A 14,880-nucleotide genomic window follows, 5' to 3' on the forward strand; every position below is an offset into this window, starting at 1 on the left:
GTCGGTCAGCGTCGCCATGGTTGGTCCTCCCCGGTATGCGTTCAGCGGTTGAGACGGAATCGGCGGTCAGAAAATGCTCGCTGGCGGTGATAGGGGAAGTGTCGGCGCTGGCTTCACGGAATCAGGAATGAGCTTGCTTCGCACTAACACTTATTTTATTAGCATGAGAATAAGGTAATTCAACGTCGTACTGGTGCGTACAGGAGACATAGCTTGAGCTGGTATTGACCGCTACACTTGCGGCTTCAAAGTGGCTTGCTTACCAACGCTATCAATAAACAATTAAAGACCAATATCATACACGCCCATCAACGGGCGATAAGCCATCAAGCGCAAGCATGCGAGACGTAAACACGGAGGAAGGGGAATATCGAGCAACTTAGTACCACTGAGAACCAAGGGACTCATAATCCCTTGCTTGAACAAGCAAGAATGGTGGGCCCAGTAGGACTTGAACCTACGACCAAGGGATTATGAGTCCCCTGCTCTAACCAACTGAGCTATAGGCCCGAAAAGCGTGCATATCATAGCGAATGTGGCCGGGTGAGGCTAGCCCCTTTGCGCTATCTTGATGTCATTACGGCACTTTATGGGGATTGGGCAGTCTGGTGAGTAGTTCTTTATGCGGAGGCGCGCTGTGAAAGCATTGATTGCTCTATTCCCCTTATTGTTGGCGCTGCCCGTGCACGCTGATTGGCAGCTTGATCCTGGCCAGTCGCGGGTGCAGGCGTCAATTACTCAGTTGAACGGCGAAACACCGCAAACTCATCACCACCAAGTGCGCGATCTGCAGGGTGATATCTCCAGCGATGGCACCCTGCGCTTGCCGTTAAAGCTCAGCCAAACGGATGTGCTGGAACGCTTTGGCGAGCTGCCACCTTGGATAGGTTTGCTGGCGAACACCACCTTGGTGACGCTAGAGGCGCAAATGCCGCCAGAGCGGTTGGACGGTTTGGATATTGGCGAATCCCTGGTTGAGACGCTGACCTTTAGCGTTCAATCAGACATGGTAAACCAACAGGAATCCGTGCCGCTGCGGTTTACTCGTGAAGGCTTGAACGAGATACGCGTAACCCACGCGGAGCCCATGGCGATGGATGGCCGAGCGCTGATGGCCAACAGCACGGTGCGCACCGTGATGTCATTACTAGGCTACCAGGAGATTGACGAGCATGTGCCCGTCACCCTCAATGCGCTCCTGGTTAATAGGTAATAGTTAATCGGTAGTCGTTAAAGGCTACTAACTGCTTCCACATCCCCCGCCTGGGCTTCGCCGGTTTGTACCCGCCACTGGGCGGCGTAGTGGCCGTCAGCTGCCAATAGGCTTGAATGAGTACCCCGCTCGGCCACCTGGCCTTTCTCGATCACTACGATCTCATCGGCATGCACGATGGTAGAAAGCCGGTGAGCAATCATAATCACCGTGCGGCCATGGGCAATACGCTTGAGCGAGCGCTGAATGGCCGCTTCGGTTTCATTGTCCACTGCGCTGGTGGCTTCATCCAGCACCAAAATAGGTGGGTCTTTAAGCAGCGCCCGCGCCAAGGAAAGTCGCTGGCGCTGACCACCGGAAAGCCGCACGCCCCGCTCCCCTACCGGCGTATCCAACCCTTGGGGCAGCGTTTCGATAAAGCTCCACGCCTCGGCGGTTTTGGCGGCGTCGATAATCTCCGCTTCGTCCGCGTCAGGTTTGCCGTAGGCGATATTGTCGCGGATGCTGCCTTCAAATAGATAAACGTCCTGGCTGACCAGACCAATCGACTGGCGTAGCGAGTTCATGCTGACCTCGGTAATCGGCTGGCCGTCGATGAGTACCCGCCCGTTTTCCGGGTCGTAAAAGCGCAGCAGCAGTTTAATTAGAGTCGATTTTCCCGAGCCGGTCGCGCCTACTAAAGCCAGAGTGTTGCCTGCCGGTGCGTGTAAGTGAATGTTTTCCACGCCAACGCCACTGGTAGCGTAGTGAAAGCTGACATTATCAATGGTCACTTCGCCGCGCACCGGCTGAGTGAGCGGAGTGGTGCTGTCGTCTTTAACCGTAATCGGCACTTCAAGCAGATCGAGAATCCGCCGCGTGCTGGCCATGGCGCGCTCGAACAGGTCGATCACCTGGGCCAGGCCGGTGAGCGGCCAGAGCAGCCGCTGCGTCAGGAAGACCAGCACGCCATAAGCGCCCACATTTAGCGAACCGTTGAGCGCCATCATGCCGCCCACAGTGAAGGTGGCCAGAAAGCCTGCCAAAATCGCCATACGGATCACGGGAATAAACGCCGAGCTGACCTTGATCGCCCTTCTGTTGGCTTCTACGTAGGCTTCGCTGGCCTCGCGTAGACGTTCAGCTTCGCGGTCTTCACTGGTAAAGCTTTTAATCGTCGCGATGCCGCTTAGGTTGTTGGATAAACGGCTGGCTAAATCACCGACCTTTTCACGCACGTCGCTGTAGAGCGGCCCGGCTTTGCGCTGGAAGAAGAACGCCCCCCAAATGATCAGCGGAATAGGTGTAAACGCCAGCAGCGCAATCAGCGGCGAAAGCACGAAGAATACCGCCCCCACTGCCACCACGGTGACCACCACCTGAATAAGCGAATTAGCCCCGCCGTCTAAAAAGCGCTCGAGCTGATTGACGTCATCGTTCATGGTGGCCACAAGCTGGCCGGAGCTTTTCGACTCAAAGAACGCCATATCCAGCCGTTGAGCGTGCTCGTAGGTATCCTGGCGCATATCCGCCTGTAAACGTTGGGCTAAGTTGCGCCATAGGATTTGAAACAGGTACTCAAACAGCGACTCCCCCGCCCAGATAACAAAGGTTAGCACCGCCAGCATGGTGATCTGCTGTTGGGGCGTCTCGAACCCGAGGCTGGCCACAAAGCTCTGCTCTTGGTTGACCACCACATCAATGGCGACCCCAATCAGAATTTCTGGGGCAATATCAAACAGCTTATTGATAATCGAGCAGGTGGTGGCGGCAATGATACGGCGCCGGTAGCCTTTGGCGTAGCGCAGTAGCCGCAGCAACGCTTGAAAACTGTGTGCAGGAGAGGACACGAGCATTCCTTACTGAGATTTTTTGTCGGTTTGACTAGGCGCTCGCCGGGGTGCGCCGCACATTGGTCAGTAACGGGCAGCCGGTAGCGGGGTCGGTTAATAGCGAGCATTCTACCTGATAAAGCGTTCGTACCAAGTCTGGGGTGACCACTTGGGCAGGCTGGCCTTCTGCGATAATCTGACCTTCGCGCATGGCGATTAGATGGTCTGCGTAGCGGCAGGCGCTGGCAAGATCGTGCAGCACCATCACCACGGTACGGCCATGGTGGGCAAGATGCTTCACCAGCTCGAACACTTCAATCTGGTGGCCCAGATCCAACGCGGAGGTGGGTTCATCCAGCAACAACAGCGGCGTTTGTTGGGCGATGCTCATGGCGATCCAGGCGCGTTGGCGCTGGCCGCCGGAAAGCGCGTCAATTGGCCTGTCAGCGAGTTGTTCAAGCCCTGCCGCCGCTAGCGCATGCTGCACCACGCGCTGGTCTTCTGCTGACCACTGGCGTAACCAGCCTTGGTGGGGCTGGCGACCAAAGCGGATTAACTCGGTCACGGTGAGCCCTTCCGGCGCGACGGCCTCCTGAGGCAGTAGCGCCAGTTGTGTGGCCAGTTGACGAGTGGGCAGGCGCTGAATATCGGCGCCATCCAGCAATACGGCACCGCTATCGGGTTTATGTAAACGAGCAAGCCCGGCCAGCAGCGTTGATTTTCCGCAGCCGTTGGGGCCCACAATGGCAGTGACTTGGCCGCTGGGCAGGCTGATATCCAAGCCATCGATCACCTGCCGGGTGCCATAACTCATCCCGAGCGACTGCGTGGCAAGAGAGGGCATGGTAGATGTTGGAGATTGACTCATGTGGAGCTCCGTTGCGGACGCATTAATATCCAAAGTAACCAGGGCCCACCGACCACGGCGGTAACGATACCCACCGGAATCTCGATAGGCGCCAGCAGCGTACGTCCGGCCAAGTCGGCGAGCACCATTACCAGCGCCCCCGCTAGCGTTGCCGCCAAAACAGGCACGCTGCGTGAACTGGACAGCGACCGGGCAATCTCCGGGCCAATCAACCCCACCATGCCCACCGGCCCGGCAACGGCGACCGCCAACCCCGTCAAGGCGACAGATAGCAGCAGCACTTCCAACCGGCGTCGATTGACGTTGACGCCTAGCCCGCTAGCGGTAGCATCCTTGAAACGCAGTAGCGTTAGCGAACGGGCTAACGCCAAAGCAGTTGCCAGCCCTAACGCCAAGCCGAGCATGAGTAATTGCAGTGCGCCGCTAGGGCGGGCATTGAGCGAACCCACCGTCCATGGGTAGGCGGCATTGGCGGTATCAATGGCGACTCGTGCCAGCATCAATTGCGTTATCGCGCCAAACACCGCGCCTACGCCAATCCCCGCCACGATAAAGCGATACCCCTGGGTGCCGTTGCCCGCGGCGAGCCCGAAGGTGAGTACCGCTGCGGTGGTGGCCCCTGCTAACGCCATGGCAGGCGGCGCGATGGAAACGCCAAGGCCTACGATGGAGGCCACTGCAAACGCCGTCGCGCCATTATCAATGCCGATAATACCCGGCGTTGCCAAGCGATTGCGGGCCAGGGTTTGCATCAGAATACCCGCTAACGCGAAGGCCGCCCCGGTACTAGCGGCGGCGGCTAAACGCGGCAAGCGTAGCTCCTGCACCACAAAGCTCGCCATCATATCGGCTTTACCAAACAGCGCCTGCAGCACCGCCATAGGGGCGACCTTAACGCTGCCTAGGCTTAGGTAAATAACGCTGGCGAGCATAAGCGCGCCAAACAGGCCCAGGTTAACGGCCACCGCACGCTGCTCAAACAACAGACTGTTCGTAACCTCCCCGCTTCGCCAAGCGAATCGCCAGTAACCTTTCGGTGGCGTTACGCTGTTATTGCCGTCTGCGCGGAACGGTTCTTGCGAAGAGAAAGGCATAGACGAGCTTTTTATCGGCGTGGTTTTCATTAGCGAATTCATAGCATCGGTAGGCGGCGTGCACGTACGACCGCTATTAGTACGGGGGCGCCACATAGCGCGGTGAGTACGCCCAACGGTAGTTCCGAAGGAGCGACCACTACACGTGAGATGATATCGGCCGCGAGGACGATCAGCGGCCCGATGGGCAGACAAAACCATAGCGTGCGACGAATATCAGGCCCGGCAAAGGCCCGTGCGACAAACGGCACCACCAATCCAACAAAGGCGATGGGCCCGGCGATGGCGGTGGCAGCACCCACCAATAGCGCCACGCAGGCGATAACCAACCAACGAATGAGGTTGGGGTGGTGGCCCAAACCCGAGGCCACTCGCTCGCCCAGGGCCAGGGCGGCTAATGGCCGAGCAATCAGTGCAACCAGCACTGCCGCGACCAACATACTGGGCAGCACCGCAAGCAGGTCGTCCAAGCGACGGCCTGCCAAGCTGCCAACCACCCAGAAACGAATTTCATCAGCGGCACGCTGGTCGTAAAGCAGTATCAATGAAGTTAATGAAGCGAGCAGGCCAGAGAACGCTGCCCCGGCAAGCACGAGCCGGATAGGGTCGTTACCCACGCCGCGAAAGCGCGCCACGCTCAATACGCACACGCAGCCTACCAGCGCGCCTAACTGCGCGACTGAAATGCGTAACGTGGCGGCGCTGGCACCCAGCACTAATGCCAGCGCCACGGCAAACGCCGCCCCCGCGCTAACCCCTAACAATCCGGGTTCAGCCAACGGATTGCGTGCCACCGCTTGTAACAGGGCGCCAGCGACGCCTAATGCCATGCCCACCGTAATGCCAATTAAGGTGCGCGGTGCGCGCAGCTCCCACACGATAAACTGCGCTTCGCTGTCCTGAGCACCGCCAAGTAGCGCCAGGGCCCTGCCGGGGCCAACGCTACCCGCGCCGATTAATAGACTAACGAGACTCACCGCCACAAGGGCGGTGAGTAGTAGCAGCATTAGCATTCGGGGAGTAGCACGCCTAACGTTAGGCGTTGCAAAACGTGGAACTGTCACGGCAACAGCGCTGCCTCTATATCGTCAAGAATCGCCTGGGCGGCCAGCGGGCCATTGGCACTTGTCCATAGTTGACCATCCACCGGCACTACGTGGTCTTGCTGCACCACGTTTAGGCGCGTAAAGGCGCTGCTCTGCTTGGCTGCGTCCACCGCCGCTTGGCCATCCTCGTTGAGCGTTGCCAGGAACAGCCAGTCGCCGTCCACTTGGGAAAGATTTTCAAGGCTCAGCACATCACTATGCACGCCGCGCTCGCCGACCAAACCAGCATCCTGAACATCCAGACCCGCTTGGGCTAACAAGCCTGCAGAGAAAAGGTTTTCCGACATCACCATGGGGCCGCCGGGCATCCAGCGCACCAAGAAGGCGCTCCCCCCCACACCGGCCTCTTCCACTGCCTCGGCGACCTCGGCGGCGCGGTGCTCAACGGCCTCAATTGCTTCTGCAATGGCGGCCTGGCGATTAAGCGCTTCGCCGTAAAGGCGGGCTTCAGCTTTCCAGTTATCCGGCGCCAGTGGCTGGGTCGGAGGAACCACCGTGGGCGCAATACGTGACAGCAGTTGATACTGCTCATCAGAAAGCTGGGCGGGTGCCAAAATTAGATCCGGCTGCTGCGCCAGCACGGCCTCGATATTGATCTCGCGCACCACACCCATAATCGCGGGCGGGTTTTCACCAAGATGCGCTTCAATGTAGCTTGCCACGTTGTCGCCACCACGCGTCGTCACAGCGCCTAGCGGGTCCACGCCTGCCGCTACCGCAGCGTCCAAAGCGCCTTCGTAGAGTGTTACGACGCGCTTTGGGGTTCCCTCAATGTCTACGTCGCCAAAGGCGGTTTCCAGCGTGCGCGCTTGCGCAGTGCCTGCCACAAAAATACTTAGCAATATGCCGACCATACCTAAACGCCCGCTCTTAGCGAGGGTGGCGGCCATTGATGTCGTTTTAACCAGCATAAGTTTCTCTCAATACGGTACTTTGGTAAGGATAATAACGATTCTCAAAAGCACTTGCACTACTATTCCTGGGAATAGCGTGTTCCATTTCTTGCAACCTATCCACCACCCCGCTGTTTCAGTTCACGCAACGTAACGTTCCTCGTTCATCCCCTCGCGTTTGGGAACTTTTCTTTTTAGACTCCCGCCTTTATTTGATAACCAATATCATTAGCTAATAATTATCGTAACCAAGAGGGAATGACATGCCACGCTTTACTCGCTCTGTTCTGGCTAGCGCCGTCACGCTTGCTGTTTCTGCAGGCACAGCCACCGCTCAAGAAGATCAACAGCTGGACAATATCGTTGTCTCGGCCAGCGGGTTTGAACAGGCGATGGTCGATGCCCCCGCCAGCATTTCGGTGATCTCCCGCGAGGAGCTCTCGCGTCAACGGGTTACCAGTATTGCCGATGCCCTGCGTAACGTTGAGGGAGTGGATGTCGGCGGCTCAGTGGGCAAAACCGGTGGTAGCAATATTAGTATCCGTGGTATGCCCAGCGACTACACACTGATTCTGATTGACGGCCGCCGCCAGAATACCGCTGGCAGCGTGACGCCCAATGGGTTTGGCGAAACTTCCACCAGCTTCTTTCCGCCGGTTTCCAGCATTGAACGCATTGAAGTTATCCGCGGCCCCATGTCGACACTATATGGCTCTGATGCCATGGGTGGGGTAATCAACATTATTACCCGCCGGGTTGGCCGCGAGTGGACTGGCTCTATCGGGGTCGAAAATACCTTTAACGAGAATCGCGACTTCGGTGATCGCCGCGAGATCAACCTGTATACCAGCGGCCCTTTGGTGGAAGATACCCTTGGCCTTCAACTGCGTGGCCGGGTTTATGAGCGCGATGCTTCTGAACTCACCTACACCGACGGTGACGGCAATCCTATCGAGGTTAGCCAGCGCGGCCCCAGCCCGGTGGAAGGCGATACCTACAACATCGGCGGCAAGCTAACCTGGACACCCTCTGATAGCCATGACCTGTGGCTAGATGGTGAAGTCAATCGTCAACGCTATAACAACGACGAGTGCCAGCTAGGCACCCTGGATGGACGCACCCGCAGCTGCGCGCCCGACCCTGGCAGCGCCACCGGCTATGCGGATGAACTCCGTTTTGAGCGCGAGCAAATCGCCATTGGCCACACCGGACGTTTTGCCTCGGGTACGTTGGAATCCAGCCTGATGCGCAATACCACCGAAACCAAAGGACGCACGATTCCTGGTGATGTGGGCGTCGCTTACGAAGGCTTTCCCAGCATTGTCGGCGGTGCGCCGCGGGAGCTGGAAACCACCAATACCGTGCTCGACAGCAAATTCATCATGCCGCTAGACAACCATATGGCCACCGTGGGTATGCAGTGGTGGGATGCCGAGCTTGACGACGGCTTGGCCGGTGAGATCTTTGCCCAAACCACCTGGTCGCTATTTGCGGAAGATGAGTGGCTACTACGGGACGATTTGGCCCTGACCCTAGGTGGCCGTTACGATCACCACGATGCCTTTGGCAGCCAGTTCAGCCCGCGCGGCTACTTGGTGTGGAACACGGCGCCCAACTGGACATTAAAAGGTGGCGTGAGCCGCGGTTATAAAACGCCCACGCTTAATGATCTTCACGATGGCATCAATGGCGTTACCGGCCAAGGCACCGTACTAACTATTGGTAACCCGGATCTTGAGCCTGAAACCAGCACCAGCAGCGAGATCGGCGCCCATTACGACAACCAGCAAGGCTTTACCGCCAGCGCCACGCTGTTCCACAACCAGTTTGACGATAAGATTGCCAGTGGCAGCGATATCCTGGTGGAAAACGACCCGCTGATTCCTGACGGCCTGTATAGCCAGGATATCAATATCGATGAAGCGATCACCCAAGGGGTTGAGCTCTCTACTGGCTACCAGTTCGCTCCCGATTGGCGCGTCAACGCCAATTACACCTACACCGATAGCGAACAGAAGAGTGGCGATAACAAGGGCGAGCCGCTGACAGATACCCCGGAACACGCCATTAACGCCACCCTACGCTGGCAGGCAACGGCAAAGCTGGATACCTGGCTATCAGCAGAATACCGCAGCGAACGCTACCGTAACCGCGAAAGCGTCCGCGGTGCCCCCTCGTTTGATGACCTGGGCGACTTTAAAGCCTATTCACTGTTTCACTTAGGCGGTAACTATGCAGTCACCAATCAGCTTAATCTGAGCGCAACCATCTATAACCTGTTTGATAAAGATTTTGTCGACTACCGCGCTTACGGCGATGGCTCCAGCTTTGGCAACGTTTACGCCAATAGCGAAGAGGGTCGCCGTCTGTGGCTATCCGCCCGCTACGAGTTCTAATCGATCTCAGCTCGCTACTGTTTCAATGCTGATTTCTGCCCCGGCCATGCGCTGGGGCTTTTTTGCTGACTCTCCTCTCCTTGCCTAGCAGCCAAAAAAGCGGCTATCGCTGGATAGCCGCTGCTGTACTGCGTTTATAACGGGAACCTAGCGTTTAGAAGGCGACGTTGAGACCTAACCAAACCCGGCGGCCATCTTCCACATAGCCGTACTCATCGTAGTCAATCGCTTCGTCGAACAGGTTGTAGATACCCGCGTTCAGTTGAGTCGATTCATTTAGCTGGTAGCCAATACCTGCATCTACAAAGGTGTAGGAAGGAGCCACAATGGCACTGCTCGAAGGGCCAGTAGTCGGTTGGCTCTCTTCGCCGCGGTAAGTGACTTTTGTCCATTGACTCAACTTGGCAGAGACTTGCCAATCTAACGAGGCGGATACCTGGTGCTTAGGCAGCTGTGTTAACGGCTCGCCTGCATACTCACCGCTTTTTTGCTCGCTATCGGTATAGGTGTAGCTGGCCGTTAGCTCAACGGTATCGGTTAACGGCGCAGCCACACTCGCCTCTACGCCCTGAGTCACCGCTTCATCCACGTTGACGCGGTAAGTCGGGTCGCTACCATAATCGTTAGCGCCATCCGTACAGATATCGATGGGGCAAGCAATGCGGGTAATTTTATCGTCAAAGTCGTTATGGAATAGCGTGACACCGCCGCTCAAGCCACTATCGTTGGCATAAAGCAGGGCCAGCTCTTTATTGAGCGAGGTCTCTGGCTCAAGGTCAGGATTACCGTAAATATTGCCACCACGGCTGACCTGTCCCCAGTCGGGAGTAATCTCGCGCAGGTTAGGCGCTCGATAACCGGTTGAAACGCCGCCTTTCAACGTCCAATCAGGCGTCATATTCCACACGCTGTAAAGACGCGGGCTTAAATGACTACCGTAATTGTCGTCATCATCAACACGTAAACCGCCGGTCAATGCCCAGGAATCGGTAAGCATCCACTCATCTTCAACAAAGAGTGCCCATTGGCTATTCTCAATCTCACTGCGATCAGAACCAGGCAATTGATTCGTCGTACTATCGTCAAGCGACTCTTCCTCGTAGTTAGCGCCTACCGTCACCATATGCATGCCTAGCGGAATGACCGCGCTGGTTTTGGCGGTGGTGTTGGTGATTTCAATATCCCGCGATTTATTTTCGCTGCGCTCACGCTGCAGGTAGGTTTCGCTGGTACCCCAATCGAAGCGGCCACTGTGGGTTAGCGCAACGTGCTGATGGGTATAGTCATTGAAGCTATCCTCACAACCACCGCGACAGCCCTCTGATGGCGCCGAGTTGCCCATCAGCGATTCGCGCTCCTGCTCCGTGATACCGGCCTCAAACGTGAAGTCGTGTTTTTTTGATGCGGCAAGGCTAAATCGTGCGGTAAGGCTTTGTAGGCTTTTATCTTCATAGCCGTTGAGGATATTGTCTTCATCGCGCTGAGAGGCGCGACCATAGAGCTGAAGCCCTAAACGCTCCCCTACCAGCGGGCCACTCAGATAAAAATTAGCTTGGCGGCTATCGCCGGAGTCGCTGTCTTCCTGAAGCACGGTGTCGAGTTGAACATTACCGTGCCACTCCTGCGCAACCTTGCGGGTAATCACGTTAATTACCCCGCCGATGGCATCGGAGCCGTAGAGCGTCGACATTGGCCCACGCACTACTTCAATGCGCTCGATAGCCTGTAGCGGTGGCAGCCAGTCTTGCTCAAACCCGGCGCTACCATTGGGTCGGGACTCGCGGGAATTCTGCGGGCGTCCGTCCACCAAGATAAGCGTGTACTGGGAAGGCATACCACGAATGGAGATATCTTGACCGTTATCCCCAGCGCCCCCGCCAGTAATAATCACACCGGGCACGTCACGCAGCGCATCGGTGACACTTTGATAGTGGCCCCGCTCTAACTCTTCCCGGGAAACCACGCTGATAGAGGCAGGCGCATTGGTAATCTGCTGTTCAAACCCCGACGCAGTGACCACCATATCGTCTAAACGGGGTGCTTCTTGTGCCCATAATGCGCTACTGGCAAGGGAAGAGATGGCGCTGGCCAGCAGCGTTCGGCGCAAACAGGGAGACATAACTTCGTCCTTCATAGTGTGAGCAATGTGTGTGAGGAATGTGGGTCAGCATTCGCTCTATTAAATGCGAATTATTAGCATTAATATTTTTACACACTCTTTGCACACTGGGGTGAGACGGTACGTTCAGCATACCGGAACACAAATGCCTATTATTTTCATTCGCACCGAAAAATGGCACAATTAGCGCTCACCCTTTTCCGTGGGCCTGACCATGTATGACTTTGACGAACTTACCGCCTTTGCCGATGTGATGACCACGGGCAGTTTGACTCGCAGCGCTCAAAAGCTCGGATTAGCCAAATCGACCCTTAGCCGCCGTATCAGCCAGCTCGAAACCCGGCTTAACCAGCCACTGCTGCGCCGTCAGGCCAACCGCTTGATTCCTACCGAGGCGGGGTTACTGTTTCACAACTACTGCACCGAGCTTCTGGCAATGGCGGCTCATAGCCAGGAGGCGCTGGCAGAGCTGCGTGAGGAGATTAGCGGCGAAATAACCCTTGAGGTACACGGTGCCCTGGCACGCAGCTGGTTACCCGGCACGATTGATGCCTTCTTAAACCGCCACCCCAAGGTAGAGTTAACGCTACACACCAGGGAAACACCACCCACTAAAATGCACAGCAATAGCGTTCATGTCTGGCTTGGGCCAACGCACGAGTGCGGGCTAAACCAGGAGCGCTTGGGGCATTTAACCCGCGGGCTTTATGCCAGCCCACACTATTTAGCGGCGGCTGGCACGCCTCAACACCCCGACGAACTGAACCAGCACGCCTGGATAGATCTGTTGGGTTCTGCCTCTGATGGGCTGCTGCTCACTCATCAAGAGCATGGCCAGTACGCTTTTAACCCGCCCCGTTCCCGGCTGCGAGTAGACCTTACTGCCCTGCATATTGATGCCATCGCGCGCAGCCAGGGGATCGGGTTGCTCTCACACTGGTTAACTGCAAAACGCGAACAGCATCATCCAGGCGAACTGATTAACTGCCTGCCGGGCTGGGAGCCGGTGCCTCTCCCCATCACGTTGCTCTACGCCTACGGCCATCAATCACGCCGTACCCACGCGCTGTTAGAGTTTTTACGCAGTCAGGTGCCCGCCCCGTGGCGCACGTCAGCCGCCGCCGTCTAGGTTAATTCGAGTGTTTGCCTTGCCAGTTAGCCCGCTTATTAACGACAATGGGCGGCTAACGATTGCCAAGGACAGCCAATGCTTGCCGAACTTTTTGCCGTCATGGCGCCCGTGCTGGCTGGTGCAGGGCTCGGCTACCTGTGGGTACGCCTAGGCCATCCCTACCCGGTCGACTTCATTACCCGGCTAGTGTTTAACATTGGCACACCCTCACTGGTATTAGCATCCCTGGCGGGTGCCGATATCGATGCCACCACCTTTGGCCAGACGATGCTGGCCGCCGCGCTGGTGATTATCACCATGGGGGCCGCTACTTTTGTGGTGGCAAAACTGTTGCGCCGCAGCTGGCGAGTGCTGCTTGCCCCCATGATGTACCCCAACACCGGCAATATGGGCTTACCGGTGGTGCTTTACGCCTTTGGCAGTGCCGGGTTTGCCTACGGCATCACGGTGATGGTGACTGTCTCGCTGTTTCAGTTCACCTTAGGCGCGGTGCTTAATAGCCAGGGCAACCCGCTCAAAACGCTTGCCAAAACGCCCACGGTTTACGCTATTGCGATTTCCATGGCGCTGCTGCTGACGGACACTTCCCTGCCGCCCTGGTTGGCGAATACGGTGGACTTAATGTCGGGGTTCACGGTACCGCTCATGCTCATTACTCTGGGCGTATCGCTAGCCAGCATTCAGGTGAAGAACCTGCGTTCAGGGCTCGGATTTAGTCTGGTGCGCGTGCCCCTCGCTGCCGTGGTCGCCTGGTTGATCGCTGGCTGGGTGGGCCTTCCGCCACTGGCACAGAGCATTTTAGTGCTGCAAATGTGTATGCCGGTGGCGGTATTCAATTATCTCTTTGCTCAGCGTGCCCAGCGCGAACCCGTTTATGTCGCCAGTTTGGTCTTCTGCTCAACGTTGTTAGCGCTGTTTTACCTACCCGTGCTGCTCGCCCTACTCATGTAATAGTGGAACCCACACGTGACTAAAAGGTCACTGCTAGACTACTGGCAAGGATGCCAATGATTAACGTCACCAGAGGGCACGCTATGCTTCACATGAACAACCATACCCAACGCCCACTGCCCCCTGGGGCTTGGGCAAGGATCAGTGGACTAGTGCTGGCGGGCGCTATTAACACGGCAAATGCGGAAATCGTCCAGGAATCGCTGGAAACCGACCATTTAAACCTTTCCATTGAGCGTATCGCCGATGGTTTTGAGCACCCTTGGGCGGTGGCGTTTTTACCCGATGGCCGCTACTTGGTGAGCGAGCGCAGCGGGCAGCTGAAACTTGTCGACCCCGAAAGCGGTGAACCCAGTACGCTGGAAGGCATGCCCGAAGTGAGTACTCAGGGCCAGGGCGGTTTGCTAGACGTATCGTTACATCCTGATTTTGAAGGCGGAAATGGCGAGGGTGATAACGACTGGATCTATTTCACCTGGAGCAAGCCCGAGGGCAATAACAGCCGTTCAGCATTATCGCGAATAAAATGGCACAATGGCCAGCTAGGAGAGGTCGAACACTTGTTTGAACAAGATCGCGCCTCTGGGCCGGGCCGCCATTACGGCTCGCGGTTGGCGTGGCTGCCCGACGGTACCCTGCTAATGAGTATTGGGGATCGCGGCAGTGAACCGCCCCGCGCCCAGGCAAGCGATGACCACGCGGGCTCTACCCTGCGTCTTACCGCTACTGGCGGCGTTCCCGATGACAACCCTTTCGTTGGTGATGACACCACCCTGGATGAAATTTACTCCATGGGTAATCGCAATATTCAAGGCATGGCCGTGCTCAGTAACGGCGAAGCCTGGGCGTCAGAGCATGGCCCCCGCACCGGCGACGAGCTGAATCATATCGAAGCGGGCAATAATTACGGCTGGCCAAAGGTCAGCCAGGGCAATGACTATGCAACCAACGAGCCGATTGGCGAAGATTCGCTCCCCGGCATGGTTGATCCAGTGTATGTATTTGAAGGCCGCTTCGCCCCCGCTGGGCTTGCCGAAGTGACTAGCGACGCCTTTAGTGAGTGGCAAGGCAACTTATTAGCCGGTGGGCTAGGTAGCGAGAAGCTGTTGCGCCTGCGCTTGGAAGAGGGCCGTGTCACCGAGGAAGAGCTGATTTTACAAGGCGAAGTGGGTCGCATTCGCGATGTTCGCCAAGGCCCTGATGATGCCATTTACTTACTCACTGACGCCCCCCAGGGCGGCTTGTACCGCCTAGCGCCAACGAACCAGTAGCGCTTCATTCACTGGCTGATATTAAA

At 56.9% G+C, this 14,880-nt stretch carries 11 protein-coding genes and 1 tRNA gene; 5 read left to right on the forward strand and 7 right to left on the reverse strand.

Features of this window, described 5'->3' with window-relative positions; translation table 11 throughout:
- Nucleotides 1-433: 433 nt before the first annotated feature.
- Nucleotides 434-510 (reverse strand) — tRNA-Ile (locus ACW17M_RS15285).
- Nucleotides 511-622: 112 nt separating this feature from the next.
- On the opposite strand from ACW17M_RS15285, the gene ACW17M_RS15290 reads away from it, so the two are divergent.
- Nucleotides 623-1,213, forward strand: coding sequence for a hypothetical protein (locus ACW17M_RS15290; RefSeq protein WP_009288351.1), 591 nt, complete (start codon nt 623-625; stop codon nt 1,211-1,213).
- 17 nt (nt 1,214-1,230) lie between these two features.
- Here ACW17M_RS15290 and ACW17M_RS15295 read toward each other — a convergent pair whose 3' ends face one another.
- From ACW17M_RS15295 to ACW17M_RS15315, 5 genes are read right to left on the reverse strand one after another with little or no spacing between them, the layout of a single operon-like run.
- Nucleotides 1,231-3,048: an ABC transporter ATP-binding protein gene (locus ACW17M_RS15295; RefSeq protein ID WP_457547736.1), complete on the reverse strand. Its 1,818-nt coding sequence runs from the start codon at nt 3,046-3,048 to the stop codon at nt 1,231-1,233.
- A gap of 28 nt (nt 3,049-3,076) precedes the next feature.
- Entirely contained in the window at nt 3,077-3,892 is an 816-nt protein-coding gene (locus ACW17M_RS15300; protein ID WP_457547737.1) for an ABC transporter ATP-binding protein, read from the reverse strand.
- Complete coding sequence (locus ACW17M_RS15305) at nt 3,889-4,986, reverse strand: FecCD family ABC transporter permease (protein ID WP_457547771.1); 1,098 nt, start codon at nt 4,984-4,986, stop codon at nt 3,889-3,891. Before ACW17M_RS15305 ends, ACW17M_RS15300 begins: the two co-directional genes overlap by 4 nt.
- A 38-nt stretch (nt 4,987-5,024) precedes the next feature.
- A complete protein-coding gene (locus ACW17M_RS15310) occupies nt 5,025-5,993 on the reverse strand; it encodes a FecCD family ABC transporter permease (protein ID WP_457547772.1) in 969 nt (322 codons plus the stop codon).
- A 53-nt stretch (nt 5,994-6,046) separates the two neighbouring features.
- The gene (locus ACW17M_RS15315; protein WP_457547738.1) at nt 6,047-7,003 is read right to left on the reverse strand and encodes an ABC transporter substrate-binding protein; all 957 of its coding nucleotides are present in this window, start codon (nt 7,001-7,003) and stop codon (nt 6,047-6,049) included.
- Nucleotides 7,004-7,248: 245 nt separating this feature from the next.
- Here ACW17M_RS15315 and ACW17M_RS15320 point away from each other — a divergent pair, with 245 nt between their 5' ends.
- Nucleotides 7,249-9,381: a TonB-dependent receptor domain-containing protein gene (locus tag ACW17M_RS15320; RefSeq protein WP_457547739.1), complete on the forward strand. Its 2,133-nt coding sequence runs from the start codon at nt 7,249-7,251 to the stop codon at nt 9,379-9,381.
- A gap of 154 nt (nt 9,382-9,535) precedes the next feature.
- On the opposite strand, the gene ACW17M_RS15325 is transcribed toward ACW17M_RS15320, so the two are convergent.
- Nucleotides 9,536-11,500 carry a ligand-gated channel protein gene (locus tag ACW17M_RS15325; RefSeq protein ID WP_141440755.1) on the reverse strand — a complete coding sequence of 655 codons (1,965 nt, stop codon included), beginning with the start codon at nt 11,498-11,500 and terminating at the stop codon, nt 9,536-9,538.
- Nucleotides 11,501-11,714: 214 nt separating this feature from the next.
- Here ACW17M_RS15325 and ACW17M_RS15330 point away from each other — a divergent pair, with 214 nt between their 5' ends.
- The 3 genes from ACW17M_RS15330 (at nt 11,715) to ACW17M_RS15340 (ending at nt 14,854) form a co-directional block, all read left to right on the forward strand.
- Nucleotides 11,715-12,629, forward strand: a complete 915-nt coding sequence (locus tag ACW17M_RS15330; protein WP_400672342.1) for a LysR family transcriptional regulator — start codon at nt 11,715-11,717, stop codon at nt 12,627-12,629.
- A gap of 78 nt (nt 12,630-12,707) precedes the next feature.
- A complete protein-coding gene (locus ACW17M_RS15335; RefSeq protein WP_009288356.1) occupies nt 12,708-13,583 on the forward strand; it encodes an AEC family transporter in 876 nt (291 codons plus the stop codon).
- A 56-nt stretch (nt 13,584-13,639) separates the two neighbouring features.
- Nucleotides 13,640-14,854 (forward strand): PQQ-dependent sugar dehydrogenase, encoded by a 1,215-nt coding sequence (locus ACW17M_RS15340; RefSeq protein WP_457547740.1) that lies wholly within the window; start codon nt 13,640-13,642, stop codon nt 14,852-14,854.
- Nucleotides 14,855-14,880 lie beyond the last annotated feature (26 nt).

Source organism: Vreelandella sp. 2A-K22, assembly GCF_054065485.1.

What these genes read in the sequence shown, in the direction of transcription:
- ACW17M_RS15290 (WP_009288351.1), top strand. Translation starts at nt 623, where the DNA reads ATGCGGAGGCGCGCTGTGAAAGCATTGATTGCTCTATTCCCCTTATTG.
- ACW17M_RS15295 (WP_457547736.1), bottom strand. Translation starts at nt 3,048, where the DNA reads ATGCTCGTGTCCTCTCCTGCACACAGTTTTCAAGCGTTGCTGCGGCTA.
- ACW17M_RS15300 (WP_457547737.1), bottom strand. Translation starts at nt 3,892, where the DNA reads ATGAGTCAATCTCCAACATCTACCATGCCCTCTCTTGCCACGCAGTCG.
- ACW17M_RS15305 (WP_457547771.1), bottom strand. Translation starts at nt 4,986, where the DNA reads ATGCCTTTCTCTTCGCAAGAACCGTTCCGCGCAGACGGCAATAACAGC.
- ACW17M_RS15310 (WP_457547772.1), bottom strand. Translation starts at nt 5,993, where the DNA reads ATGCTGCTACTACTCACCGCCCTTGTGGCGGTGAGTCTCGTTAGTCTA.
- ACW17M_RS15315 (WP_457547738.1), bottom strand. Translation starts at nt 7,003, where the DNA reads ATGCTGGTTAAAACGACATCAATGGCCGCCACCCTCGCTAAGAGCGGG.
- ACW17M_RS15320 (WP_457547739.1), top strand. Translation starts at nt 7,249, where the DNA reads ATGCCACGCTTTACTCGCTCTGTTCTGGCTAGCGCCGTCACGCTTGCT.
- ACW17M_RS15325 (WP_141440755.1), bottom strand. Translation starts at nt 11,500, where the DNA reads ATGTCTCCCTGTTTGCGCCGAACGCTGCTGGCCAGCGCCATCTCTTCC.
- ACW17M_RS15330 (WP_400672342.1), top strand. Translation starts at nt 11,715, where the DNA reads ATGTATGACTTTGACGAACTTACCGCCTTTGCCGATGTGATGACCACG.
- ACW17M_RS15335 (WP_009288356.1), top strand. Translation starts at nt 12,708, where the DNA reads ATGCTTGCCGAACTTTTTGCCGTCATGGCGCCCGTGCTGGCTGGTGCA.
- ACW17M_RS15340 (WP_457547740.1), top strand. Translation starts at nt 13,640, where the DNA reads ATGATTAACGTCACCAGAGGGCACGCTATGCTTCACATGAACAACCAT.